This is a genomic window from Thiocystis violacea (assembly GCF_016583575.1).
Lineage (GTDB): Bacteria > Pseudomonadota > Gammaproteobacteria > Chromatiales > Chromatiaceae > Thiocystis > Thiocystis violacea.
In genome coordinates this window covers 74,731-99,073 of sequence record NZ_NRRG01000002.1, presented here as the reverse complement: position 1 = coordinate 99,073, position 24,343 = coordinate 74,731, and the positions used below count along the sequence as shown (strand labels likewise).

Annotated in this window: 22 protein-coding genes and 1 tRNA gene; 13 read left to right on the top strand and 10 right to left on the bottom strand. The window is 65.5% G+C overall.

Annotated features, from left to right (window positions below):
• Positions 1 to 5: 5 nt before the first annotated feature.
• Both CKO27_RS01685 and CKO27_RS01680 read left to right on the top strand, forming a co-directional pair.
• A complete protein-coding gene (locus tag CKO27_RS01685; protein ID WP_200373125.1) occupies positions 6 to 971 on the top strand; it encodes an FAD:protein FMN transferase in 966 nt (321 codons plus the stop codon).
• Positions 972 to 1,098: 127 nt separating this feature from the next.
• Positions 1,099 to 4,476, top strand: coding sequence for a PAS domain S-box protein (locus CKO27_RS01680; RefSeq protein ID WP_200373124.1), 3,378 nt, complete (start codon positions 1,099 to 1,101; stop codon positions 4,474 to 4,476).
• A gap of 81 nt (positions 4,477 to 4,557) precedes the next feature.
• Here the strand turns inward: CKO27_RS01680 and CKO27_RS01675 are convergent, their stop codons facing one another.
• Complete coding sequence (locus CKO27_RS01675) at positions 4,558 to 8,046, bottom strand: PAS domain-containing protein (RefSeq protein ID WP_200373122.1); 3,489 nt, start codon at positions 8,044 to 8,046, stop codon at positions 4,558 to 4,560.
• Positions 8,047 to 8,469: 423 nt separating this feature from the next.
• Between CKO27_RS01675 and CKO27_RS01670 the strand changes: the two genes are divergently transcribed.
• The 5 genes from CKO27_RS01670 to CKO27_RS01650 all read left to right on the top strand — a co-directional run bounded on the left by CKO27_RS01670 (position 8,470) and on the right by CKO27_RS01650 (position 14,896).
• Complete coding sequence (locus CKO27_RS01670; RefSeq protein ID WP_200373120.1) at positions 8,470 to 11,013, top strand: DUF3604 domain-containing protein; 2,544 nt, start codon at positions 8,470 to 8,472, stop codon at positions 11,011 to 11,013.
• A gap of 8 nt (positions 11,014 to 11,021) precedes the next feature.
• Positions 11,022 to 12,029 (top strand): peptidyl-prolyl cis-trans isomerase, encoded by a 1,008-nt coding sequence (locus CKO27_RS01665; RefSeq protein WP_200373118.1) that lies wholly within the window; start codon positions 11,022 to 11,024, stop codon positions 12,027 to 12,029.
• Positions 12,026 to 13,021 carry a HupE/UreJ family protein gene (locus CKO27_RS01660; protein ID WP_200373116.1) on the top strand — a complete coding sequence of 332 codons (996 nt, stop codon included), beginning with the start codon at positions 12,026 to 12,028 and terminating at the stop codon, positions 13,019 to 13,021. Before CKO27_RS01665 ends, CKO27_RS01660 begins: the two co-directional genes overlap by 4 nt.
• Before the next feature lie 100 nt (positions 13,022 to 13,121).
• Positions 13,122 to 14,024 carry a 4-hydroxybenzoate octaprenyltransferase gene (gene ubiA / locus CKO27_RS01655; protein WP_200373114.1) on the top strand — a complete coding sequence of 301 codons (903 nt, stop codon included), beginning with the start codon at positions 13,122 to 13,124 and terminating at the stop codon, positions 14,022 to 14,024.
• Between the two features lie 248 nt (positions 14,025 to 14,272).
• The gene (locus CKO27_RS01650) at positions 14,273 to 14,896 is read left to right on the top strand and encodes a transposase (RefSeq protein ID WP_200373112.1); all 624 of its coding nucleotides are present in this window, start codon (positions 14,273 to 14,275) and stop codon (positions 14,894 to 14,896) included.
• A 74-nt stretch (positions 14,897 to 14,970) separates the two neighbouring features.
• Here CKO27_RS01650 and proB read toward each other — a convergent pair whose 3' ends face one another.
• From proB to rplU, 4 genes are all read right to left on the bottom strand, one after another.
• The gene (gene proB / locus CKO27_RS01645; RefSeq protein ID WP_200373110.1) at positions 14,971 to 16,095 is read right to left on the bottom strand and encodes a glutamate 5-kinase; all 1,125 of its coding nucleotides are present in this window, start codon (positions 16,093 to 16,095) and stop codon (positions 14,971 to 14,973) included.
• A gap of 24 nt (positions 16,096 to 16,119) precedes the next feature.
• Complete coding sequence (gene cgtA, locus CKO27_RS01640) at positions 16,120 to 17,238, bottom strand: Obg family GTPase CgtA (protein ID WP_200373108.1); 1,119 nt, start codon at positions 17,236 to 17,238, stop codon at positions 16,120 to 16,122.
• A 111-nt stretch (positions 17,239 to 17,349) separates the two neighbouring features.
• Positions 17,350 to 17,607, bottom strand: a complete 258-nt coding sequence (gene rpmA / locus CKO27_RS01635) for a 50S ribosomal protein L27 (RefSeq protein ID WP_200373106.1) — start codon at positions 17,605 to 17,607, stop codon at positions 17,350 to 17,352.
• Positions 17,608 to 17,620: 13 nt separating this feature from the next.
• The gene (gene rplU / locus CKO27_RS01630; protein WP_200373104.1) at positions 17,621 to 17,935 is read right to left on the bottom strand and encodes a 50S ribosomal protein L21; all 315 of its coding nucleotides are present in this window, start codon (positions 17,933 to 17,935) and stop codon (positions 17,621 to 17,623) included.
• 351 nt (positions 17,936 to 18,286) lie between these two features.
• On the opposite strand from rplU, the gene CKO27_RS01625 reads away from it, so the two are divergent.
• Both CKO27_RS01625 and CKO27_RS01620 read left to right on the top strand, forming a co-directional pair.
• Positions 18,287 to 19,255: a polyprenyl synthetase family protein gene (locus CKO27_RS01625; protein WP_200373102.1), complete on the top strand. Its 969-nt coding sequence runs from the start codon at positions 18,287 to 18,289 to the stop codon at positions 19,253 to 19,255.
• Positions 19,256 to 19,270: 15 nt separating this feature from the next.
• Positions 19,271 to 19,347: transfer RNA gene (locus tag CKO27_RS01620), tRNA-Pro, on the top strand.
• Here the strand turns inward: CKO27_RS01620 and CKO27_RS01615 are convergent.
• The 4 genes from CKO27_RS01615 to CKO27_RS01600 all read right to left on the bottom strand — a co-directional run bounded on the left by CKO27_RS01615 (position 19,336) and on the right by CKO27_RS01600 (position 21,601).
• The gene (locus CKO27_RS01615) at positions 19,336 to 20,511 is read right to left on the bottom strand and encodes a tyrosine-type recombinase/integrase (RefSeq protein WP_242470675.1); all 1,176 of its coding nucleotides are present in this window, start codon (positions 20,509 to 20,511) and stop codon (positions 19,336 to 19,338) included. The genes CKO27_RS01620 and CKO27_RS01615 overlap by 12 nt on opposite strands.
• On the bottom strand, positions 20,454 to 20,720 hold the full coding sequence (locus CKO27_RS01610; RefSeq protein ID WP_200373100.1) for a helix-turn-helix domain-containing protein: 267 nt from the start codon (positions 20,718 to 20,720) through the stop codon (positions 20,454 to 20,456). The genes CKO27_RS01615 and CKO27_RS01610 overlap by 58 nt, the downstream gene beginning before the upstream one ends.
• A gap of 116 nt (positions 20,721 to 20,836) precedes the next feature.
• On the bottom strand, positions 20,837 to 21,133 hold the full coding sequence (locus CKO27_RS01605; RefSeq protein ID WP_200373098.1) for a hypothetical protein: 297 nt from the start codon (positions 21,131 to 21,133) through the stop codon (positions 20,837 to 20,839).
• 21 nt (positions 21,134 to 21,154) lie between these two features.
• Positions 21,155 to 21,601 (bottom strand): BRO-N domain-containing protein, encoded by a 447-nt coding sequence (locus CKO27_RS01600; RefSeq protein ID WP_242470674.1) that lies wholly within the window; start codon positions 21,599 to 21,601, stop codon positions 21,155 to 21,157.
• 394 nt (positions 21,602 to 21,995) lie between these two features.
• Between CKO27_RS01600 and CKO27_RS01590 the strand changes: the two genes are divergently transcribed.
• Both CKO27_RS01590 and CKO27_RS01585 read left to right on the top strand, forming a co-directional pair.
• Complete coding sequence (locus CKO27_RS01590; protein WP_207280550.1) at positions 21,996 to 22,229, top strand: toxin-antitoxin system TumE family protein; 234 nt, start codon at positions 21,996 to 21,998, stop codon at positions 22,227 to 22,229.
• Complete coding sequence (locus CKO27_RS01585; protein WP_200373094.1) at positions 22,204 to 22,551, top strand: HVO_A0114 family putative DNA-binding protein; 348 nt, start codon at positions 22,204 to 22,206, stop codon at positions 22,549 to 22,551. Before CKO27_RS01590 ends, CKO27_RS01585 begins: the two co-directional genes overlap by 26 nt.
• Before the next feature lie 6 nt (positions 22,552 to 22,557).
• On the opposite strand, the gene CKO27_RS01580 is transcribed toward CKO27_RS01585, so the two are convergent.
• Positions 22,558 to 22,701 (bottom strand): hypothetical protein, encoded by a 144-nt coding sequence (locus CKO27_RS01580; RefSeq protein ID WP_200373092.1) that lies wholly within the window; start codon positions 22,699 to 22,701, stop codon positions 22,558 to 22,560.
• A gap of 509 nt (positions 22,702 to 23,210) precedes the next feature.
• Here CKO27_RS01580 and CKO27_RS01575 point away from each other — a divergent pair.
• A complete protein-coding gene (locus CKO27_RS01575; RefSeq protein WP_200373090.1) occupies positions 23,211 to 23,579 on the top strand; it encodes an IS110 family transposase in 369 nt (122 codons plus the stop codon).
• Between the two features lie 105 nt (positions 23,580 to 23,684).
• Positions 23,685 to 24,323 carry a transposase gene (locus CKO27_RS01570; RefSeq protein ID WP_200373088.1) on the top strand — a complete coding sequence of 213 codons (639 nt, stop codon included), beginning with the start codon at positions 23,685 to 23,687 and terminating at the stop codon, positions 24,321 to 24,323.
• Positions 24,324 to 24,343: the final 20 nt, after the last annotated feature.

The window sequence follows — 24,343 nt, the reverse complement described above, 5'->3', positions numbered from 1 at the left end:
CCGCCATGCAATCGCATCGGCTCGCGTTTCGCGCCATGGGCTCGCCCTGCGAGCTTCAGTTGTTCGGCGCGGATCCCCGCGAGACCGAAGCGATCGGCGCGCGGGCGAGAGCGGACGTGCTTCGCCTGGAGCAAACCTACTCGCGCTATCGCGAGGACAGCCTGACCAGCGCCATCAACCGGGCCGCCGCCGCGGCCGGGACCATCGAGGTCGACCCGGAGACCGCCGCCCTGCTCGACTACGCGCACACCTGTTACCGCGAGAGCGGGGGGCTGTTCGACATTACCTCCGGCCTGCTCCGGCGCGCCTGGCGCTTCGACTCCGGCCGCTTGCCCGAGCCTGGCGAGATCGCGCCCCTGCTGGCGAGGATCGGCTGGGACAAGGTGGTCTGGGAACGGCCCAGGCTGAGTTTCGGCGTGCCCGGAATGGAGATCGATTTCGGTGGCATCGGTAAGGAATACGCCGCCGATCGGGCCGCCGCGCTCTGCGCCGACGCGGGCCTCCATCATGGCTTGGTCAATCTGGGCGGCGATATCCGGGTTATCGGCCCCCAACCGGACGGCGCGCCCTGGCGGGTCGGCCTCCAGGATCCGCTGCGCCCGGAGACCCTGCTCGGCGGCGTGCTGCTCACTGGCGGCGCCATCGCCAGCAGCGGCGACTATGCCCGCTGCCTGGTGATCGATGGAAAGCGTTACGGCCATATCCTTGATCCCCGCACCGGTTGGCCCGCGCGCGGTCTGGCGGCGGTCAGCGTCATCGCCGCGACCTGCGTGGTCGCCGGCAGCCTGAGCACCATCGCCATGCTCAAGGGGCGCGACGGGATCCCCTGGCTGGGAGCGCTGGGGGTGCCGCATCTCTGGGTCGATGTCGACGGACGCCAGGGCGGTTCCGGGGTGTTCGCCGATCTGCTGGAGGCGCGGCGGGCCTCGTTCCGTGCCGCCGCGCCCGCTCGATCCGCCGAGTCCGACTAGGCCGCGCGGATCCCGGATCCATCCCGTGCAGGTAGTTGTGCGGATTTCTCGGCGCCCTAGGTTCACAGCATGATCAATCGATAATGCTGTAAGCCATCAGGTCTCGACGACGCCTCTCGATTCATCGATGAAAAACATCAAATCATTGGGTTTTAGCGCGGGTGTCGAGCTGGTGTTCGCGGAGCTTCTGGAAGCCTCGGGGATCGGTGTATGGGCCTACGAGGCGAGGACGGGGCTGGTGTGCTGGAACGCCTGGATGTCAAGAAGGCTGGGCCTAGCGGCGAATGCCGGCCCCGGTAAGGGGGCTGGCTGGCTTGACCTGATCCATCCGGACGAGGCCCCGGGCGCGCGGACGCGACTGGAGGCAGCGCTTGGTCGCGACGGCCCCGAGATCGATCTGCCCTGTCGCTTTCGTCACTCCGATGGCCAGTGGCTTTGGATTCGGGTGCTGGGCCGAGTGGTCGAGCGCGACGCGGCCGGGGAGCCGCGGCGCCTGCTGGGTACGCTGTCCGACCTGAGCGAGCGGCAGGCCCTCGAACGGCGGTTGGCCGAGACGGAGGAACGTTTGCGTCTGGTCACCGACAGCATCACCGATGTGTTCTGGTTGGCCGATGTCGGCCACGAGACGATCGATTATGTCAGTCCCGCCTATGAGCGGATCTGGCGACGACCGGTGGCCTGGCTGGAGGCCAATCCCGGATCCTTCCTCGAATCGATCCATCCCGATGATCTGGATGCCTTCCGGGCGAATTTAGCCAGACTGGGCGAGGGTCTGTCCTTGGATCACGAATACCGGATCCTGCGCCCCGATTGTTCCGTGCGCTGGATCCGGGGGCGCGCCTTCCCGGTTTTCGATCCCGATGGGGCGGTTAGAGGCTGCATCGGGCTGGCGTGCGACATCAGCGAGCGCACCCAGGCCGAGGGGGAGATCCGGCGACTCAACGAGGCCCTGGTGGAAGGGATCGCCAAGCGTACCGCCGAGCTGACGGAGCTTGCGCGGGAATTGAGCGATCGCGAGGTGGATTTCAATCGCGCCCAGGCCGTGGCCAGAATTGGGAGCTGGCGGCTGAATGCGCGCGATAAGCGGATGACCTTGTCCGAGGAAACCCGCCGTCTTTTCGGCATTCCCCAAGACAAGCCGATGACTTACGAGACCTTTCTGGCCGCCGTCCATCCCGAGGATCGGGACATGGTCAATCGACGCTGGGAGGCGGGTCTGCGCGGCGAGCCCTATGGCATCGAGCATCGGCTGATCGTCGATGGACGGGTCATCTGGGTGCGTGAGCACGCGGAGCTGGAATTCGACGGCGACGGGAAACTGCTGGGAGCCCTCGGAACCACCCAGGACATCAGCGAGCGCAAGCGGGCGGAGCTGGCGCTTCGCGAGAGCGAGGAGCGCCTGCGTCTGTTCATCGACCATGCCCCGGCCGCACTCGCGATGTTCGACCGCGACATGCGTTATCTCGCGGTCAGTCGGCGTTGGCTTCTGGACTATGGCCTCGCGGACACCGACATCATTGGCCGTTCTCACTACGCCATTTTTCCCGAGATTCCGGAACGCTGGAAGGCGGTGCATCGCCGCGGGCTCGCGGGTGAGGTGGTACAGGCCGACGAGGACAGGTTCGAACGCTCGGACGGTCGCGTGCAATGGTTGCACTGGTCGGTGCGCCCCTGGCAGGGGAGCGATGGCCGCGTTGGTGGAATCGTCGTCTTTACCGAGGACATCAGCGAGCGCAAGCAGGCCGAGGAGACCCTGAGTAGAGCCAACCGGCATAACCGCGCCCTGCTGGAAGCCAGTCTGGACCCCTTGATCGTCATCGATCCGGCGGGTCGGATCAGCGATCTGAACCGCGCCACCGAGACCGCCACCGGGCGGTCCCGTGAGCAACTGCTCGGAACCGAATTCGCGGTCTATTTCTCCGATCCAGACCAGGCGCGGGCGGGTTACCGAGCGGCCTTCGAGCAGGGCGAGGTGCGTGATTACGCCCTGGATCTCGTGCATCGCGACGGCTGGGCGACTCCGGTTCTTTATAACGCCTCGGTCTATCGCGATTCGGAGGGCGCCGTCGAGCAGGTGTTCGCCGCCGCGCGCGATGTGACCGCGCTCAAGCGGATCACCGACATGCTGCAAGGGCGTCTGCGTCTGCTCGACATGGTCGAGGATCGGTCGCTGGAGGAGATCCTGAGGGCCAGTATCGACGAGGCGGTGGCCCTGACCGGCAGTCTGGTCGGTTTTTACCATTTCCTGGAGCCGGACCAGGAGACCCTGCGGCTTCAAACCTGGTCGACGCGGACCATGAAGGAGTTCTGCCTGGCCGAGGGGGCGGGTCTCCACTATCCGCTGTCGAAGGCTGGGGTTTGGGCGGATTGCGTGCGGCAGGGTCGGGCGGTCATCCATAACGATTACACATCGATCGCCCATCGGCATGGCCTGCCGGAGGGCCACGCGGAGGTCATCCGCGAGCTGGTGGTCCCGGTCTTCCGCAACAAGCGCATCGTCGGGATCCTTGGGGTCGGCAACAAGCCACGCGACTATGTCGAGGATGACGTGAGCATCGTCTCGAACTTCGCCGATCTGGCCTGGGATCTCGTGGAGCGCAAGCGCGACCAGGAAGCCCTGCGCGCGAGCGAGGCGCGCTATCGGCGGATCGTCGAGACCACCAGCGAAGGGATCTGGACCATGGACGGCGAGCATCGAACGACCTTCGTCAATACGCGCATGACCGCGCTGCTCGGCTACGAACGCTCCGAGATGCTGGGCCGCCCGGTCGAGGATTTCATGTTTCCGGAGGATCTGGACGATCACCGCGAGCGGATGCGGGTACGTCGCTCCGGCGGGAACGAGCAATACGAGCGACGCTTTCGCCGCCGGGATGGCTCGGAGCTGTGGACACTGGTATCGGCGGATCCCGTTCATGGCGAAGAGAACGGTTTCGGGGGCTCCTTCGCCATGCTCACGGACATCTCGCTGATCAAGGAGCAACAGCGTCGATTGGAGCGAATGGCGCACTACGACGCCTTGACCGGTCTGCCCAATCGGGTCTTGCTGGCGGACCGCCTGCGCATGGCCATGGCCCATGCCCGCCGGGAGGATCGGCTGCTGGCGGTTTGTTACCTCGATCTGGACGGATTCAAGCCGGTCAACGATACCCATGGTCATGCGGCGGGCGATCGTCTGCTGGTCGAGATCGCGAAGCGTCTGACCCGCGATCTGCGCGGGGAGGACACGGCGGCCCGCCTGGGTGGCGACGAATTCGTCCTGCTGCTTGGCGATCTGGCCAGTCAGGCGCAAGGCCAGGGCCTGCTTGAACGGCTGCTGGTCTCGATCGCCGAGCCCTATGCGATCGCGCCTGGTCGGACGGTCGCGGTCACGGTCAGTCTCGGGGTCACGCTCTACCCGCTCGATCAGTCGGACGCGGACACGCTCCTGCGCCACGCCGACCTGGCGATGTATGAGGCCAAGCAGGCCGGGCGCAACGGCTTCCGCCTCTTCGGTCCTGAGTAGTCGAGGTTCTGAAAATCGCGCCGAGGCTTGCGTGATGGGAGGCGACCAAAAGTGATGCCTGGCGGCCTCCCGCGACATCAGTCATGGTCGCACCCCTTCGGGCAAGGCCGCCAACAGTGACTGGAGTTGCGGCAGGCTGATCGGTTTGACCAGATGTTGATCGAATCCCGCGGCGCTGGTCGCGGCCTTGTGCCGCGCCTGCCCCAGTCCGGTCAGCGCCACGATCGTCGTGTCGCGCTCGCGTAACACCTGGCGCAGCCGCCGACAGGCGTCATAGCCATCCAGCCTGGGCATGCCCAGATCCAGCAGGATCAGGTCGGGCTGGAAGGCGGCGGCCAGCTCGACCGCTTCCAGTCCGTCGTGGGCGATCCGCACCTCTTGCCCGAGCAGATCCAGCAGCAGTGACAGGCTGTCGGCGATATCCCTGTCGTCATCCGCGACCAGGATCCGATGCCGGGACGCGGAACCTGGCTTCTGGGCGGTGAGCGGGGCGGGCGCCGCGACTGGTGGTGGGCTGAGTGGCAGGCGCACGATGAATTCGCTGCCTTGTTCATCCCCCGCGCTCCGGGCCGTGATCGTGCCGCCATGCAGGTCGACGAGCTGTCGGCTGAGGCTGAGCCCGATACCGAGTCCGGAGTCCGCGTTGTCGCGCGTGTGCTGGCCCCGGACGAACATCGTGAAAATGTGCTCCAGCAGTTCGGCGGGCAGGCCCTTGCCCGAGTCCTTCACGGAGATGACCGCCTCGTTCTCCTCCCGTGCGACGGTCAATTGGATTTGGCCGCCAGGCTCGGTGTACTTGGCGGCGTTGTTGAGCAGGTTAGAGACCACCTGGGCCAGCCGAATCGGATCGCCCGTCACGTAGAGCGCGTCCGGCGGCAACCGCAGGCTGAGTTCATGCCGGCGGGCGTCGATCAGCGGACGGCTGGTTTCCACCGCGCGCTCGACGACCTCGGCCACGGCCAGTCGCTCCGGACGCAGCGGGATCGTGCCCTTGCTGATCCGCGAGAGGTCCAGCAGATCGTCCACCAGGCGCTTCAGGTGGTCGACCTGGCGTTCGATCACCGCCCGCGCGCGTTCGCGCGTGGTTTCGTCCCCGCCCGCCAGCCGCAGGATGTCGGCCGCGCTTCGGATCGGCGCCAAGGGCGTGAGCAGCTCATGGCCGAGGATGGCGAGGAATTCATCCTTGTGGCGGTCGGCGTCGCGCAGGGTCTGCTCGACCGCCTTGCGCTCGGTGATCTCCTGGGTGGTTCCGAAGCCCCCCAGCAGGACGCCTTCCTCGTCGTATTCCAGCTCCGCCTTCTCGCGCACCCATTTGAGCTGTCCGTCGACGATCAGCCGATGCTCGATGTCGTAGGGCTCGCCCAGCAGTGACGCTCGCCATGATCGGTCGACCAGATCCCGATCCTCGGGATGCACCACGCCCATGAAGGTTTCATAGGTCACGGGAACGTCCTCCGAGATACCGAAGATCCGATGGGCCTCGGCCGACCAGGTCAGGCGGTTGCTGTGCAGGTCCAGCCGCCAACTGCCGACCCTGGCCACCGCCTGCGCCCGGTTGAGATCGTTCTGGCTGAGTCGCAGGGCCTTCTCGGCCTCCTTATGCGCGCTGATGTCCGATGACATCACCAGGATTCGGGTCACCTGGCCGGACGCATCCTTCAGGGGCACCTTGTCGGTGCGGATCCAGCGCCGCTCGCCGGACGGCAGGCGGTAAGGTTCCTCGATCCCGAGCCTTGGCTCGCCGGCGCGAATCACCGCCAGGTCGTCCTGGTAATAGCGCTCGGCGTCTTGCGGATAGCATTCGGAGCTGTGCCGGCCCTCGATCAGGGCCTTGGGCAAGCCCAGCGAGCGGGCGACCGCGGCATTGACCCGCAGTATGTGGTTGGCGGTGTCCTTATAGAAAATCAGCGCCGGCACGTTGTCCAGGATCAGCTCCAGCTCCTCCTGCAACTGGCGCAGTCGCTCCTCGGCCGCGTGGCGCTCCGAGAGGTCGTGACAGATGGTGGCGAGGAACTCGACCTGGCCGGTCACCGGGTCGCGCGGGGCGAGGATGAGTTGCGAGACGAGCGCCTCGGAGCCATCGCGGCGCAGCAGCGCGCTGTCGCCCAGCCATTGTCCCTGTGCGAGCGCCATCGGCAGACTCTCCTCGCTCAGGCGCCGGCGGGTGTCTTCCGGGTGATAGTCCTCGACGCGCGAGGGCTCCAGCGATTGGAGCGGCTCGAGCCCGAGAAGGGTGCGCCCGGCCTGATTGATGTAATCCACCTGGCCCTCCGGCGTGGCGGTGGCGATCAGATCGCTGCTGGCTTCCAGGATGGTGGCCAGCTTGCGGTTGCGCGCCTCGGCGCTCCGGCGCGCGTCGATGTCGGTGTGGGTGCCGATCGCGCGCAGCGGCTCCCCGTCCGGTCCCCATTCGTTGACCTGGCCGCGGCTGAGTACCCAGCGCTTCCCGCCGTCGCGAAAGCACAGCCTGAGTTCCTGCTCGCAACGGCCGTCGCGCTGGAGCTGCTGCTTGGCCGCGGCGATCACGGATTTCCGATCCTCGGGGCACAGCAGGTCTTCCCAGCGCAGCGGCCGCCCCTCGGGGGGCATGGCCAACCGGGCGGCATGGGCGGCGCTCACGGCGATGGTGTCGCGGCGCAGATCCCAGTTCCAGAGCCCGACGCTCGAGGCCTCGACGGCGTAGCGGAAACGGGCCTCGCTGGCCTCCAGCTCGGTGGCGCAGTGGTTGGCTCGGCCCGCCAGCTCGGTGTTGAGCCGGCGGATCTCATGCTCGGCCTCCTTGCGCGCGCTGATGTCGCGCGCGAGTCCGACATAGTGGGTCAATCGGCCCTCGGCGTCGCTGACCGGGAAGCCGCGGTTCCAGATCCAGCGCACCGATCCGTCGGCTCGCAGGATCCGGTATTCGTGATCGAGCGGTTGGCCGTCAAGCCGTCGGCCCAACTCGGCCTGGATCCGATCTCGATCCTCGGGATGGACGGCCTCTAGAAAGGATTCGGGGTTGGCGTAGAGCTCGGCCACGGGGCGCTGCCAGATCCGCTCGTAGGCGGGGCTGACGTAGCGCATCCGCCGGGTGGTGGGATCGGCCATCCAGAAGACAGCGGTGATGGTGTCCAGGATCAGCCGCAGGTGCTGGTCGCGGTTGGCCAGATCCAGCTCGGTCGTTTTCCAGTCGCTGATGTCGCGGCATGTGCCGGCCGAGCGCCGCGCTTGGCCGCTGGTTGGATCGCGCTCGATCACCCGTCCCCGCGCCTGCATCCAGCGCCATCGACCATCCTGGTGCGACATCCGAAACTGGGCCTCGAACAGTGGGTTGTCCGGCGCTAGGGCCGTCGTGTCCAGGCGCGCCCGCAGCTCGGATCGATCTTCCGGATGGACCAGCCCAAGCCAACCCTCTGGGCTGGCGAGCCCCTCCTCCTGGGATCGGCCGAGCAGGGCGGCCATCTGGGGGCTCCACCGCGAATCGCCGGTGACATGGTCGTACTCCCAGAGACCGAGGGCGCTGGCCTCAAGGATTTGGGCGAAATAGGCGGCATCGCGCGCGAGTGGGTTCAAGGTTGCCTCATACGGCATGGTGGTTTCTTGATGGTGATGACTTGCGGTTTGGCCTGTCGCGCTCGACGGACAGCCGTGGATCACTCATGAACGATTGTAGTTTTTCAGCGCGAGGAAGGGTGCCCTGAGCCTGGACAGGACCGCCGAGAGCGAGAGGAGGCGGTGCCTGAGTCAGAGTCGATCAGCCAGTTGCGCCAATTAAATGGCGGCGATCTCGCTTGAAACAAATGGCCGGTCGACCCCACTCGTCGGTTCGCGAAACCTGGTCGCCGACCTTGGACCGGATAAACGCAGAAGAATAGTCGGATACGAGACTATACTTGCGCCACTCCGAACAGGAGTTCGGAGCAACGGGATGTGGCTGGACGGCGGCGAGCGCGCCTTCTCGGCGCGGCCGATGATTGTTTCGGTTGCGAAAACCAAACGAGGAGGTCGGCTTCGATGAGATCAAGGTCGCTCAAGACCCGCGCCCTGGGGCTGCTGCTGGCCGTGCTGGCGCCGATTGGAGCCGCCTGGGCCGGCCCGGCGGGCGGGCATCCGCCGTTCGAGCGCACCGAGGAGCGTGAGCCGTGCGCGAGTTTCGTGCCCACCAAGCAACCCTTCTTTGGCGAAACCCATCTGCACACGGCCTATTCCTTCGATTCCGTGGCGCTGGACACGCGCAACACCCCGGCGGATGCCTATTGGTATGCCAAGGGTGGGCGGGTCGGCCTGCCGCCCTGGGCGGACACGCGCACCGCCGAGGACATTCCGCCGGCCAGCCGGCCGACGCTGGCGACCGAGCATCCCTACTGTCTGCCCGGCGAGCACTGCCAGTTCATGGCCACCCGCACCATCCAGTTCCCCGAGGGGCGCGCCCTCGACTTCGCGGCGATCACCGACCACGCGGAGCAGTTCGGCGAGTCGAACATCTGCACCTTCGAGGCCACCCAGACCTGTACGAGCGACAGCGACTGCAATCCGGTCGTCACTGGACAACAGTGTTTCTCGGACAGCCTGTGCCGGCCGAATGGCTATGACAGCGCCACCTGCCTTGCCGCCCGCGATGAATTCTCGCGCCTTCGCCAGGGGGCCGTGGCCAGCGCCATGGCCGGATTCGAAAACGTCAGCCAGAACCCGTCACGCCCGCCGTTCTGCGGCCCGGACGGGTCGCTCTGCGCACGCCAGGCCGAGTTGGTCTGGGACCGGATTCGCGCCGACGCGGAGGAGGCTTACGATCGGACCTCCGCCTGCACCTTTACGTCGTTCGTCGCCTACGAATACACGGCGATGGCCGCCAACGGCCGCTGCGCGGACGTTTCGGCGTTGCCCTGCTGGGATGCCGCCCAGAGCAACAGAACCCCTGACGTACCCGACACCGCGACGCCATCCGCCGATTGTCCGAGCGGCGCGGCCTGCCTCATGAATTTCACCGGCAGCTCCGGTGCCGACAACCTGCATCGCAACGTGATCTTCCGCAACGACGAGGTGCTCGACCAGCCGATCAGCAACATCGAGCGTCCGCTCGGATGCGGCTTTGGCGCGGCCTGTACATCGACACCGGGCTGGCCGGTCGCCTCCCCCGCGGCCATGCTCCAGGCGTTGAAGGACGACTGCATCGACAATCCGGCGAAACCCCGCTGCGATGTCCTGACCATCCCGCACAATCCGAACATGAGCCGGGGCAGTCTCTTCATCCTCCCTGACACTACGTCCGACGGGCTGACGGAGGCGCGACTGCGGCATCAACTGGAGCCGCTGGTCGAGATCACGCAGATCAAGGGTCAATCGGAATGCCGCTACAACGCCAGGACCGGGATGGCCTGGACGAATCCGCCGGACGAGCTGTGCGACTTCGAGAACCAGGGCTGGGCGCGGCTGGGCGGATCGGCGGACGGTTACCTCACCGACGCCATGCAGACCACCGACAGCATTCCGCCGCGCGGTTATGTGCGCAACACGCTCCAGAACGGCCTTGCCTACGCCGCCGAGAACGGGGTCAATCCCTTCAAGCTCGGCTTCGTCGGCGCCCTCGACAACCACAACGGCACGCCCGGACAGACTGACGCCCAGCAATATGCGAAGAGCGGCGCGCACGGCATCCAGAGCTTCGCCACCTCCGCCGAGGCCCTGAACGAACGCTTTTTCCTCGGCCTCGAAACCAACGCCGGCGGCCTGGCCGTCGTCTGGGCCGAGGAGAATTCGCGCGACGCCATCTTCACCGCCCTCAAGAACCGCGAAACCTATGCCACCAGCGGTACCCGTCCGATCGTGCGCGTCTTCGGCGGCTTCGGACTGCCGAGGAACATCTGCAAGCGCGGCGGCTTCGCCGAACGCGGGTACGCCAACGGCGTGCCCATGGGCGGCACCCTGCATGGCACGGGTGGCGGCCAGGCCCCGCGTATCGCCATCAGCGCGCTCATGGACCCCGGCTGGTCGGGCCATCCCGGCACACCGCTGCAACGGGCGCAGATCGTCAAGGGCTGGGTGGACGCTGCGGGTCAAACCCATGAAGCGGTCTACGAGGTCGCTGGCGAGGCCGATGAGCCAGCCCCGGAGAGCCGGGTCGACCTGCGTACCTGCCAGCCGAAGGGTGGCGGCATGACGGACTTCTGCACCCTCTGGACGGACCCGAGCTTCGATCCCTCCCAGCACGCCTTCTATTACGTGCGCGTCCTTGAAAACCCGAGCTGCCGCTGGACTCAGTATTACTGCAACGCCCGCGGCGTCGACTGCGACAGGCCGATGGGTGTCTGTCGCGGCCAGGATCCGGCGTTCGACGGTCAAGGCTGCGGCGGCGATGCCGAATGCGGTGGCGGGGTCTGCACCCTTCCGGACACGTACGAGGAATACGAGTACAGCCAGTGTTGCAGCGGCCTCGTGCCGCGCACCGTGCAGCAGCGCGCCTGGACCTCGCCGATCTGGTACACCCCGGCTGGGGCGCCTCCGTCCGGTTTCGTCCCTCCCCCACGGTCGGGGTTTAGAGGCGAGGTCGCCGCCGAGTGAATGTCTCCATGAGGTGGGGCTGGCTCCGGCATCCGGTCGCGCACTTCACCCTGATCGGGATCGCCCTCTATGGCGCGAGCCTGCTGTTGACGCCGTCCGAACCCGAGCGGCCGACCGTCGAGCGCGAGCCGATCCTGGTCTCGGCGGAGCGCCGCCAGGCGCTGCAAGCGGACTTCGCGCGCCGTTGGGGCGCCTGGCCGACCCCGGAACAGACCTCGGCCCTGATCGCGAGAACCATCGATGATGAGTTGCTCTATCGCGAGGCGCGGGTGCTCGCGCTCGACTTCGAGGATGGCAGCGTGCGCCGGCGGCTCGTCGAGAAGATGAGTGCCCTGAGCGATCGACCCGGGCGCGATCCCGACGAACTGGTGCGCGAGGCCCTGGCGCTCGGGCTCGACGACGATATCGTGATCCGCCGCCTGCTGATCGAGAAGATGCGCCTGGTTCTGGCGCACGATCCGATGGCGCCTCCACCGAGCGAGACGGATCTGCTGGACTATCTCGACCGACACCGCGACCGCTTCGAGTCGCCGGCCGAGCTGACCTTCTCGCATCTCTTCTTCAGCGCGAGCGCGCGCGGCGCGGATCTCGGGCCGGACGCGCTGGAGGCGCTCGCGCGGGTGCGCTCGATGTCCCCGTCCGCGTCCGCCGCGCTGGTGTCCTCGGATCCGTTCCTGCTGGGGTCGCGGATGCGCGCCTATTCCCAAGGCCGCCTCACGGCGCGGTTCGGCAAGTCCTTCGCCGAACAGGTCTTCGCCCTGCCGCTCGGTGCCTGGTCGAACCCCATCGCCTCGCCCTATGGACGGCATCTCGTCTGGGTCGAGGAGAAGAGCGCGCCACGTCCGCCGGAACTTGCGTCGGTTCGGCGGACGGTCACGGAAGGCGTATTGAAGGAACAGGCGGCGGCGCGTTTGGCGAGGGGCATGGAGCGGTTGCGCAAGCGATATGAGATTCGCATCGACGAGCCCGACGATCTCTCCCGGCCGGCCGCGACGCTGGCGTCGCGGCCGCGATGACCGCCTGGCGCGGGTTCCTCTGGACGATCCTTGCCGGGGTTCTGGGCGCGGCTTCGCCCGTCCTCGCGCATCCACTCGACCCGGCGCTGTTGGAGATCCAGGAGTCACCGACGGGCGCGCTTGAGGTGCTGTGGCGCTGGCCGCTGTCGCGAACCGGTGACTCCCCGCTAAAGGTCGTCCTCCCCGATGCCTGCCGGTCGCTGTCCGAGCCCTCGCTCACCCAAACCGGCGCGCGGGTGACGCAGCGTTGGCGCGCCCAGTGCGGCGCGGGTGGACTGGCGGGCCAGGGCATCGGCGTCGCCGGCCTGGGCGAACGCCAGACCGATGCCCTGCTGCGTCTGCACCTGGCGGACGGGCGGCTGATTCAGACGGTTCTGCGCGCCGATGCCCCCGCGCTGACCATTCCCGAACGCTCCGGTCGATTCGACGTGCCGCGCGACTATCTCGAGCTGGGCTTCGAGCACATCCTGAGCGGATCCGATCACCTCCTCTTCGTGCTCGGGCTGGTGCTGCTGGTGCGCGGCTGGCGGCGACTGGTCTGGACCGTCACCGCCTTCACGGCCGGACACAGCGTCACGCTCGCCCTCGCCGTGCTCGGCGTCGTGGCCCTTCCCCCGGGGCCGATCGAGGTCTTGATTGCCTTGACCATCCTCATCCTTGCCGCGGAGCTGGCCGGGGGCGGGCGCGAGACCTGGATCCAGCGCTTCCCCTGGGCGATGGCCTTCACCTTCGGATTGCTGCACGGGCTCGGTTTCGCGGGCGCGCTGGCCGAGGTCGGGGTGCCGGGGGACGCGGCGGCGCTGGCGCTGTTCGGGTTCAACCTCGGCATCGAGCTTGGACAGCTGCTGTGCGTGGCGGCGATCCTGGCGGTCAGGGCCGGTCTGCGCCGGATTCCTTTGCGCTGGCCGGACGCCGTCGCGCGCCTCCCCGCCTACGTCATTGGTTCGCTGGCGGTTTTCTGGGTGGCTGAACGCACGGTGGCGATGCTCTGAACGGCCGGGGATCCTCGACGACCACGCCCAATGGCCCCTATGCCATAATCCCCGGCATCGACCCGCGCGAACATCCGTCCATCCGAGTCAGACCCGCGACATGAGCCTGCCCGAGCTGAAAGTCTCCTATCCGCCGCCAGCGACCTGGCGTGATCGCCTGTTCCACTATTACCTGCTGGTGAGGTTGCATCGCCCCATCGGCATCTTCCTGCTGATGTGGCCGGCGTTGTGGGCGCTCTGGCTGGCGGGCGAGGGTCAGCCGCCCTGGCGGGTGGTGCTCATCTTCGTGCTTGGCGTGGTCTTGATGCGTTCGGCCGGCTGCGCGATCAACGATTACGCCGACCGCGATTTCGATGGCCATGTGGCCCGGACCAATCAGCGTCCACTGGCGACCGGGCAGGTCAGGCCCGCGGAGGCGGTGGGCGTCTTCCTGGTGCTCAGCCTCATGGCCTTCGGACTGGTGCTCCAGTTGAACTGGTCGACGGTGGCGCTCTCCGTGGTGGCCCTGCTGCTGACCCTGATCTATCCCTTCATGAAGCGCTTCACCCATGTTCCGCAGCTCTTTCTCGGGGCCGCCTTCGGCTGGGCCATCCCCATGGCCTTCATGGCCGTCACCAGCTCGATTCCCGGTCATGCCTGGGTGCTCTTCATCGCGACCCTGATCTGGGCGCTGATCTACGACACCCAGTACGCCATGGTCGACCGCGAGGATGACCTCGGGATCGGCATCAAGTCGACGGCGATCCTGTTCGGACGCTGGGATCGGGCGATCGTGGGTGGCTTGCAGTTGGTCATGCTTGGGCTCTTGCTCTGGATCGGGCAAGAGACGGGGCGTGGTCCCGTCTATGACGCGGGCCTGGCCGTCGCCGCCGCGTTCGCGGTCTATCAACAGTACCTGATCCGCAATCGAGACCCGTCAGGCTGCTTTCAGGCGTTCCTGAACAACAACTATCTCGGCCTGGCGGTCTTTCTCGGGCTAGTGCTGGACTATGCCCTAGCGTGAATCGAGGCCGGCGGTCGTCTCATGAGACAGGCCCCGCTGGCGCCTCCTCCGGGAGGATTTCGGCGTGCGGATTCGGGTAGTGCTTCAGACGTGGATTATCGGCTAAAATCAATGCTTCGTTAGAGATCCATTTTTTGTCCAGTAAACGTCTGGATGATTAATACGATGGCTATATTGTCATCGGATTTTTTATCAATCGATATGATTTTGGGCGCTCCGTGTAGGCGCCATGTCTAGAGCCCTACCCGGTGACGGTGCCCGTGTGGCTGCGCGCCCAGCAGACGAGCGGACCGGGCTGGCTACACGCCGTGCGCTTGCCACCGGCCGCTGCCGCCGCGGCGCATCAGCGCTGCCGCAAGGTCGCCAAGCGCAAGGGCTGGACGCCGAGCGCGGCGACCCTCTTCCTGACGGGCTGGATGATGGTGTTCACCGCCGTGCCGCCGGAGGCCGTGGATGGTCCCGCCGTATTGGCATTTTATCGTTGCCGCTGGCAAGTGGAGTTGATGTTCAAGCGGCTGAAAAGTCTACTCGACCTGGACCACTTACGCACCCAGCGGAACAGTGTGTTGGGCTCCGTCTGGATTCTCGGCAAGTGGCTGTATGCGTTGGTGATCGAACGACACATTCAGCGCCAGAGTCCGTTGGATTGGGACCGTCTGGACCAACCCCGCCGGGTCACCCCCTGGCGCCTGGTGGCGCTCGCCCGCCGCCAGGTCGATGCCTGGATTCTCGAAGTCCACCGCTGGCGCCCGGATCGCTGGGCGGCGTGCCTGGAGGTCATCGCGGAACGCCCGCGCCGCCGCCGCTTGCAAACCCTCCCGGTCGCCGTCATAGCACTCCTGAATACCCTATTAAATCAAATAGTTGCTTAAGTTGGCGCCTATGGGCGAATGCCCCGTCCGGCCCGAGAGACGGCTCGGGCCGGGAGTCCGAGGATCGATCGGCCTCAGATCAAGACGAGATTGTCGCGATGGATGAGCTCCTCGTCGTCCAGATAGCCCAGAATGGACTCGAAGCTGGACGATGACCGACCCTGGATGCGCGCGGCCTCCTCGGTGTCATAGTTGACTAGGCCGCGGGCGACCTCGCTCCCGGCCTCGTCGACGCAGATCACCACCTCGCCGCGATTGAAGCGGCCTTGCACCGCCTTCACGCCGACCGCCAGCAGGCTGGTCCCCTTCTCGCGCAGCGCCTTGACCGCGCCCGCGTCCAGCACCAGCCGCCCACGCGCCTGTAGATGACCGGCGAGCCATTGCTTGCGCGCCGCCTGTGGACCTTGAAAGGGAATCAGGAGGGTTCCGACCGGCTCGCCGGCGCCGATCCGGCTCAACACCCGCTCCCCACGACCCGGCGCGATGATGGTTGGCGTCCCGGAGCGCGCCGCCAGCCGCGCGGCCCGCACCTTGGTCACCATGCCGCCGGTGCCAAGTCCGGTCACGCTACCGCCAGCGACCAGATCGAGCTGGGGGTCGTCGACCCAGGTCTCCAGGATCAGACGGGCATCCGGATTGGCGCGCGGATCCTCCTCGAAGATCCCGTCCTGATCGGTCAGCAGGATCAGCAGATCGGCCTCGATCAGATTGGCGACCAGCGCCGCCAGCGTGTCGTTGTCGCCGAAACGCAGTTCATCGGTCGCGACCGTGTCGTTCTCATTGATGACCGGAATCACGCCCAGCTTGAGAAGCGTGCGCAAGGTGCTGCGGGCATTGAGATAGCGCGCGCGATCGGCGAGATCGTCGCGCGTCAGCAGAACCTGCGCGGTGTGCAGACCATGCGTCTGGAAGCCATCCTCATAGGCGCGCACCAGGCCCATCTGCCCGATCGCCGCGGCCGCCTGAAGCTCGTGCAGCGCCTTGGGCCGACGGTGCCAGCCCATGCGCGCCATGCCTTCCGCGACCGCGCCGGAGGACACCAGCACCACCTCGTTGCCGGCCAAGCGGCGCGCGCTCATCTGTTCGACCCAGGGAGCCAGCAGACCCCGCTCCAGCCCCTGACCATCGCGGGTCAGAAGCGCGCTGCCGATCTTGACGACCCAACGACGGGTACCGGGAATCCGATCTCGCGAAATCATTTCAGGTTTGTAACAAAAAGAAGATCAATCCAGCGGGTGCCAGGCGCCCGTGTCGGGCGCGGCCGTGTCATCCGGATCGCTCGCTGGCGACTCGGAGGAGACGACCTCCGGAAGCGCGGCGCTCGTTTCGGCCTTCAAGGCTTCCAGCCGGCGCATCAGATCATTGATCAGGTCCAGGGTGCCCTCCCCGTTCAGGGCCGAGATCCCGTAAATCGGGGCTTGCCAGTCGAGCGCCTCGATCAGGGCCGCGCGACGCTCCGCGTAGTCCTCGGGATCGATCAGATCCGTCTTGTTCAGGACCAGCCAGCGCTCCTTACCCATGAGATCGGCGCCAAAGGCGTCCATCTCGGCCTCGATCTTGCGCACCTGATCGGCCGGATCCTCGCTCGCGTCCAGGGGCGCGATGTCCACCAGATGCAGCAGCAGTCGCGTCCGCGACAGATGCTTGAGGAAATGGATCCCCAAGCCGGCCCCCTCCGCCGCGCCCTCGATGACGCCCGGAATGTCGGCGATCACGAAGCTGCGATGCTCGCCAACCCGGACCACGCCCAGATTCGGGTAGAGGGTGGTAAAGGGATAGTCGGCGACCTTGGGTCGCGCGCTGGAGACCTTGCGGATCAGGGACGACTTGCCCGCGTTGGGGAAGCCGAGCAGACCGATATCCGCCAGCAGGATGAGTTCCAGAAAGAGATCGCGCTGCTCGCCCGGCGTCCCCGGCGTGAATTGGCGTGGCGCGCGATTGGTGCTGGACTTGTAGCGCGCGTTACCGATGCCGTGGAAGCCGCCCTGCGCGACCAGCAGACGCTGTCCCGATTCCAGCAGCTCCCCGATCAGCTCCTCCGTTTCCTTGTCGAACACCCGCGTGCCCACCGGAACCAGAATGGTCAGATCCTCGCCGCCGCGCCCGGTCATCTGCCGGCCCCGGCCGCTTTGACCGCTCTCGGCGCGATGCCGGCGCTTGTAGCGGAAATCGACCAGGGTGTTGATGTTATTGTCGGCCAGCAGATAGATGCTGCCGCCATTGCCGCCATCGCCGCCGTCCGGTCCACCCTTGGGGATGTACTTCTCGCGTCGGAAGCTGACGCAACCGCGCCCGCCATTACCGGCCTCGACCCGAATGGATGCCTCGTCGACGAATTTCATGCGATAGTTTCGATCCGGTGGGGAGCGTCTCGCCCAAACGAAAAAGCCCCGCCCAAGGGACGAGGCTTCACGCCTTGCGCGAACAGCAGCCGATCACCGCCAAGGGCGGGATCAGGCGTTATCGATAGTGACGAATTTGCGATTCTTCGGACCCTTGACCACGAATTTCACGACGCCATCGGCGAGCGCGAAGAGCGTGTGGTCGCGACCCAGGCCAACATTGACGCCGTTGTGGAACCTGGTTCCGCGCTGACGCACGATGATGCTGCCGGCCGTCACTTTCTGACCGCCGAAGATCTTGACGCCAAGTCGCTTGGATTCAGAATCGCGGCCGTTGCGCGAACTGCCGCCTGCTTTTTTATGTGCCATGGGTCTCTACTCCTCAACCGGCGCTGATGCTGGTGATCTTGAGGGCCGTGAACCACTGACGGTGGCCCTGACGCTTCAGATAATGCTTGCGCCGACGGAACTTGACGATCTTGACCTTCTTGGCGCGGCCATGGGCCTCGACCGTCGCGGTGACTCTGCCACCGGCGAGATAGGGCTTCCCGACTTTGATGTCGTCGCCATCGGCCACCATCAAGACCTGATCGATATCGATGCTCGCCCCCTGTTCGGCGGCAAGCTTCTCGACCTTGACAGTGTCACCTTCGGAAACCCGGTATTGCTTTCCACCGGTTAAAATGACCGCGTACATGTTCTGAAGATCCCCAGGAGTGTTCGGAATGGCCGACGCTCCGCGCCGGAACAAAGAAGCGGAATTTAATCAGGAAATCCAGGTAAGGTCAACGCCGAATCCGGGCGCGCCGCGCGTCGGCCACTCCCCGGACGCGCGGCGCCTCGCCCCCGACCTTCCCGATCGACCTCTTCCGGCGCCTCTCGCCCACCACCCGGACGATAGACCTGGCCCAATGCACCGCAAGAGTCGACCAGAACCGCCAAATTGCGTAATCTTGGAGACCTGAAACCTCGGGGGAGCCTGGCTTGACAGTCATCCGCCCCCAAACCTAGCATCCGCGGCCACTATCGGTAGACCCCAGACATACGCATGGACCTCTCCAGGATTCGATACCCAGTCGCGGAGGATTCGAAGGCCGTGGACGCCTTGATCCTGCGCCGTCTCCAGTCCGACGTGGTACTGATCAACCAGATCGGGCACTACATCGTCAACAGCGGCGGCAAGCGGCTGCGCCCGCTCTCCGTGCTGCTCGCCGCGCGCGCCTGCGGCTACAGCGGCGAGCGTCACATCGACCTCGCCGCGGTGGTGGAATTCATCCACACCTCTACCCTGCTGCACGACGACGTGGTCGATGGCTCCGAGCTGCGCCGCAATCGCGAAACCGCGAATGTCGTCTGGGGTAACGACGCCAGCGTACTGGTCGGCGATTTCCTCTATTCGCGCGCCTTCGAGATGATGGTCGACGTCGGCAGCATGCGCGTGATGGAGGTGCTGGCGCACGCGACCAACCGGATTGCCGAGGGAGAGGTCTTGCAGCTTCTCAACGAGCGCGATCCCGATACCGACGAGCGGCGCTACATGGAGGTCATCACCCGCAAGACGGCGACCCTGTTCGAGGCGGCGGTCCGACTGGGAGCCGTGCTGGCCGAGTCCCCACCGGAAGTCGAGGAGGCCGCCAGGGAATACGGCCTCTGCCTCGGAATCGCCTTCCAACTGATCGACGACGCGCTCGACTACAGCATCGACAACGCCGAACTGGGCAAGAACGTCGGCGACGACCTGGACGAGGGCAAGCCCACCCTGCCCGTGATTCGCGCCATGGCCGTCGGCACGGCGGAACAGCGCGCGCTGCTGCGCGACGCCATCGAGCACGGCGGCCGTGACCGGATCGACGTCGTGACGGCGGCCATTGCCTCCACGGATGCGATTGCCTATACTACGCAGCTCGCGCAGTCCTACGCGACACGGGCAAAGGAGGCCATGCAAGCCTTACCGTCGTCTGCGGCGACCGAATCCCTTGCCATGCTGGCCGATTTCGCCGTCAGCCGCACGCACTGAGGATCGCGATTTTCACGGGGTGTAGCTCAGCTTGGTAGAGCGCTGTCTTCGGGAGGCAGAAGTCGCAGGTTCGAATCCTGTCACCCCGACCAAATTTCCCGATATAAATCAGCCGCTTCTGAGCGGCTTTTTCTTGCCGGCGAATCGCTCTTGTCTCTGGCGTGAAGAGTTGCGTGAAGACTGCTCCAGGATCTCGACCGCATCCGCCAGGTCAGAAGGACGCAGATGAGCGTAGACCCGAGCCGTGATCGCGCTACGTCCGCATGCCGCAGAATCGCTGAGACTCGCTCGATTCCGACGCCGGCCTGAGTCAGCCACGAGCCGCACGTCCGGCGCAGATCGTGCGGATGGACATCCTCAAGCCCGGCATCCGCGACGCACCCCGCGAAACCTTTCGTGACGCTTGCGATCCGTGACCCGTCGCGACGACATATCACCCATGGCGATCCAGGGCAATGCTCCGCGCGATACTGCCGACGACGCTGGAGCGTCGCGCGGGCGTCGGCGTTGGCGGGGATCCGCCCGCGCCGGTTGCTCTTCTGATCACCGATCCCGAATGAGATCACCGAGCCGTCGAAGCTCACCCGATCCCATTCGAGACCGAGGATCTCGCCCGGCCTCATGCCTGTGTTCAGACCAATCCGGATGAAGTCCTCAAGCCACGGATACCGAGCGGACCTGTCGGCCGCCGCCGAGAGCAGTCGATCCGCCTCATCATGCGTCAACCACCGGTCGTGGCCCGCTGGCTCCGTCATCCGCCGCGACTGCCACGGGTTGTCGACCGCCCACTCCAGCTCTTTCCTTGCCCAGTTGATCGCCGCGCTCATCAGCCCGACCTCCTTGTTGACGGTCCCCGGAGCGATCCCCTCCGGGGTTCGACCTTGAATGTAGGCGCGGACCTCTGGCGCGCGGATATCATCCAGGCGTCGGCCGGTGAACGCCGGGTAGAGCGCCCGCGCGCTCCACCTGTCCCGATCCGGCGACCGCTTCGTCGGCGTGACCTGGTCCAGGTACAGGGCCAACAAATCATCGAATGTCGAGCCGCTGCCTGTCCGCTCTACCTGGTCGCCAGCGATCCAAGACGCGCGGACCTGCCGCGCCCTCAGCCCTTCCGGATCGGCGGCGACGGAAACGCCAGTAGAGCGGCGAGTCGTGCCGCCCCGTCCGTCGGAGTAGCTCGCCCACCAGATCGGCGAGTCTAGCCGCTGGTAGACCCCGTCTCGATCCTGCTGCTTTTTTTGCTCTCGCTTTGGCATGCACCATCTCCTGTTTCGCACGCCGCAGCCCCGGCATGAGTATCGACGATCTCTGTCCCGCTCGCGATGAGCCGCTCCAGCTCGACCCGGCTCACCCGCACCGATCCACCGACGCGCGTCGAGCGGATCTGCCCGCTCGCGATCAGGCGGCGCACGGTCCGGCCGGATACCCGCAGCGATTCCCCGGCTTCATTCAGTGTCAGTAGCATCCGACTCTCTCTATTCGCTCGCTTCAAGCGGCCCTCGCAGACGGCCCGCGTTCATTCATCAAGGCCGTCCCTGGCCGTGGTTATCTCAATCCCTCAGTCGGGAAAGGCCCGGTTCATCAGTTCAACAGCTTCAATGAGTCGCGATGGTTCTCCATCATCCGCTGCAACTCGGCATCGAACAGCGCATTGAATTCGGCGTCATCCAGTGGCTTGCCAGAGCGCAGCACCTGGCGGAAGAACTTGCGCCCGGCGTCAATCACGATGCCCTTGAAGGCGAACGACAGGCGTTGCCGTTCGGTGAGGATCTGAATCGCCTGCTCCAGGTAGGCGGTGGGCAAACTGGCGATGCCGGTTTGCAGCCCGAACTCCTTGCGCAGATGGGCATAGGCGGCATGCGAGGCGCTGCCTTCCATGTGGAAGTTGCTCCGGATCAGCTAGACGATGTGGGAAAGCCGGCCGAGATCGGCGCTGTTGACCGTCTCCAGGGGCGCGGGGATCTCGGGGAGCTGGTAGCCGCCGGTCTTGCGGATGCTGGGGAGCACCTCACTGGTGACCCACTTGCGGAACTTGTGCGCGATGGTCCCCGCCTTGGTGGCGTCGCGGCAGCGGAGGATCATCGTATAAAGACCGGACTCGTTGATGATGTTCCTCAAGTTATTGATTTCGCCACCCTGTATTGAATGCAGGGTGGAAGAATCAACGACTTGGCGCTTCTCGTCTTCGTCAAGCTTCCGTACTTGCGTAGGGTCAATGCTCAGCGCTGCGGAGACATCCATGGCGTAAAACCACGGATCTCCGTCAAGCATAACGACACGGACGTTGAAGGATTGATCGAACGAGAAGGTCAGCGGTGCGGACGCACCTTGGGCATGGCTAGACATAACAGTCTCCGTGTGAAGATTGGAGACCGCCAGCATCAAAGTTCGAGGAGATGGTGGCGGACTGTACGAGGTTCGAACTACCGGCCACGGGAACCGGCCACCCGTGAGGGTGCCTCGCACAGCCCACCATAGAAGCGGACAGGCATGAAAAAAGCGCCTGTTTCGCATGGGGGCGCGGTTGCGCCGTGGTTTCCGGGGTTCGAATCCCGGCCGCCCATGAGGGGCGACAGGCCTAGATTTACTCCGGCGTCTTCGGCTTGTCAACCATGTTGCTCCATCGTCAACAGCGTTAAGTGTTGCTAAGATAGCAACATGAAGGCCCTGATCTTGATCGACGAACGCCAACCGCCAACCGCTGGCCGATGGCCTGTTCAAGGAGGCCAAGATTTGGCGGTTGCCGGAGCCGGTCTTGGGATGCGCGCATCGGTTCAAGTACCGCCTGGCGCTGATCGCGAACGATCAGTGTGTGCTGCGCTACGACAACGAGCGCGGCAAGGGTGACCACAAGCACGTCGACGGCGTCGAGGCGCCGGTGGTGTTCGTGGACCTGAAGACCCTGCTCGCGGACTTCCATCGTGACATCCATGCCTGGAGACGAGCCCATGACTACACTGATGATTCGCGTTGAGAGCGAGGCCGACTGGAGCGCGCGGATTGTGCAGGCCGTTGAGCGCGACGAGCCGCAGCCGCCGGGGTATTCGTTCCAAACAGAGGAAGAACTGCTCGACACCCTGACCGGCAACCGCTTTGCCATCCTCAAGGCGCTGGCTGGAGCGGGGCCGATCGGCGTGCGTGAGCTGGCGCGCCGGGTGGGGCGCGATGTGCGCGCGGTCCACGCCGACACGCAGCAGCTCGCCTCGATCGGGTTGATCGACAAGACCGAGGACGGCAAGCTGCATTTCCCGTATGACGGGGTACACATCGAGCTTGGGTGGCGCGCGGCGGCTTGAGGCATGTTATTGGCCTTGCGGCTCCGGCTGTTTCGGTTCGGTCGGTTTGGGCGCGGGCTTGACCAGCGTCAACACCGGCCTCCCCTGGCGCCCGGTCAGCAGGATCGGCCGCGGGACATTCAACGCTTCGGCGATCTGTCTCAAGTCCATCTCTGTCACCTTCGAATGCTCAACGCCTTTCGGCATCACGGATGAATGAACCAGCCAGGTAGCCAGGTAGGATGGGTAGAACGGCCACGCTATGAATCTGAAGTTTGGCACCGACGCCGACTGGCCGTGAAACCCATCGACCACCGCTCCAAGGCTTGACTAAAACGCCTCCGTGCAACCGGGGGCGTTTTTCGTGGCGCGGTTCCGAGACGGCGCGGGGTTCGATGGGTTTCGCTTCGCTCTACCCATCCTTGTATGTTCTGTTCCAACGGATTGACAAAGGAGTTTTGATAAAGGGAACTTATGGAGAGTGATCTGGGGAAGCCGTCCCATCCTGAGGCCCTGAGCCTGTACGTAGATTGGCTCCCCGCCCTCTTCGCCGATCCCGAAGAGTATCCGAGGCCGTGAGCGTCGCTCGTGAGCCTGCCTACACAAGGTCGGGAGGCGAGGGTCCAGGGTCGGGGAACCGGATCACAGTCTAACGCCGGCCTTAATCGAGGAACAGAACGATGACGGTGGCTGGAATTGATGTCGCCCACCACACCCTCGCGGTCGCAATTCGCACGGGCGAGAACACCACCAAGTCGGAGGAATTCGCCAACACCCCGAGCGGGCATCAGGCGTTGCTGACACGCCTGACACACGCCGGCGTGGAGCGCGTGTGCCTGGAGGCGACGGGAGCCTATCACCTGGATCTGGTGCTGGCCTTGGACGCCGGCGGTCTGGCCCTGATGGTCGTCAATCCCAAAGCCGCCAAACGCTTAGCCGAGGCGCTGATGACCCGCACCAAGAGCGATGCCGTCGATGCGGCGGTGTTGGCCGAGTTCGCCCAACGGGTGGCGCCCCAATCGATAGGATTTCGTGGGAGCGGCTTTTAGCCGCGATAAGCGCCGACGCGAGGTTGTTCGCGGCTGTAAGCCGCTCCCACGGGTGGGCTCGTTTTTGTCGTCATCCTACGAGTCGAGGCACTACCCGCCCAACGGATGCCGTTCGAGCCCTGGCCACGCCGCGACCGCGCGGCGCTGGAATTGCGCGCCTATGCGCGGCGTTTGAACGCCCTGACCGAGGCTCGCACTCAGGCGAAGAACCAGCTCCATGCGTTGCCGCAGAGCACCACCCCCCCCGCTCTGATTCTGGAGGAGGTCCAACTCGCCATCGACGAGACCAACGCGCGCATCGAGCGTCTGCGCACGGCGGCACTGGCCCTGATCGCCACCGAGGCGGCGTTGCAAGACGCTTTCGACCGGCTCACCAGCGCCATCCAGCTCATGGGCGAGTGGCTGGTGCTCCCCCCCGAGCGGCGCGCCAAGCAATGGGTCGCCATGGCCGGACTCGACCCCCGTCACGCCACCTCGGGTACCAGCGTCAATAAAAAGCCGCGCTTGAGCCAGGCCGGCAACCGCTATCTGCGCGGCGCCCTGTCCATGCCGGCCTTGAGCGCGACGCGCCATGACGAACATGTGAAGGGATACTATCGTCATCTCATCGAGGACCGGGGACTGAAGAAGATCCAGGCCATCTGCGCCGTCATGCGTCAGCTCCTGCACGCCATCCATGGCCTGCTCAAGACCGGAAAGCCGTTCGACGGGCCACGCTTCTATGTCCTTCCACAAGCGGCCTGACTCATTCATGAATTTGATGG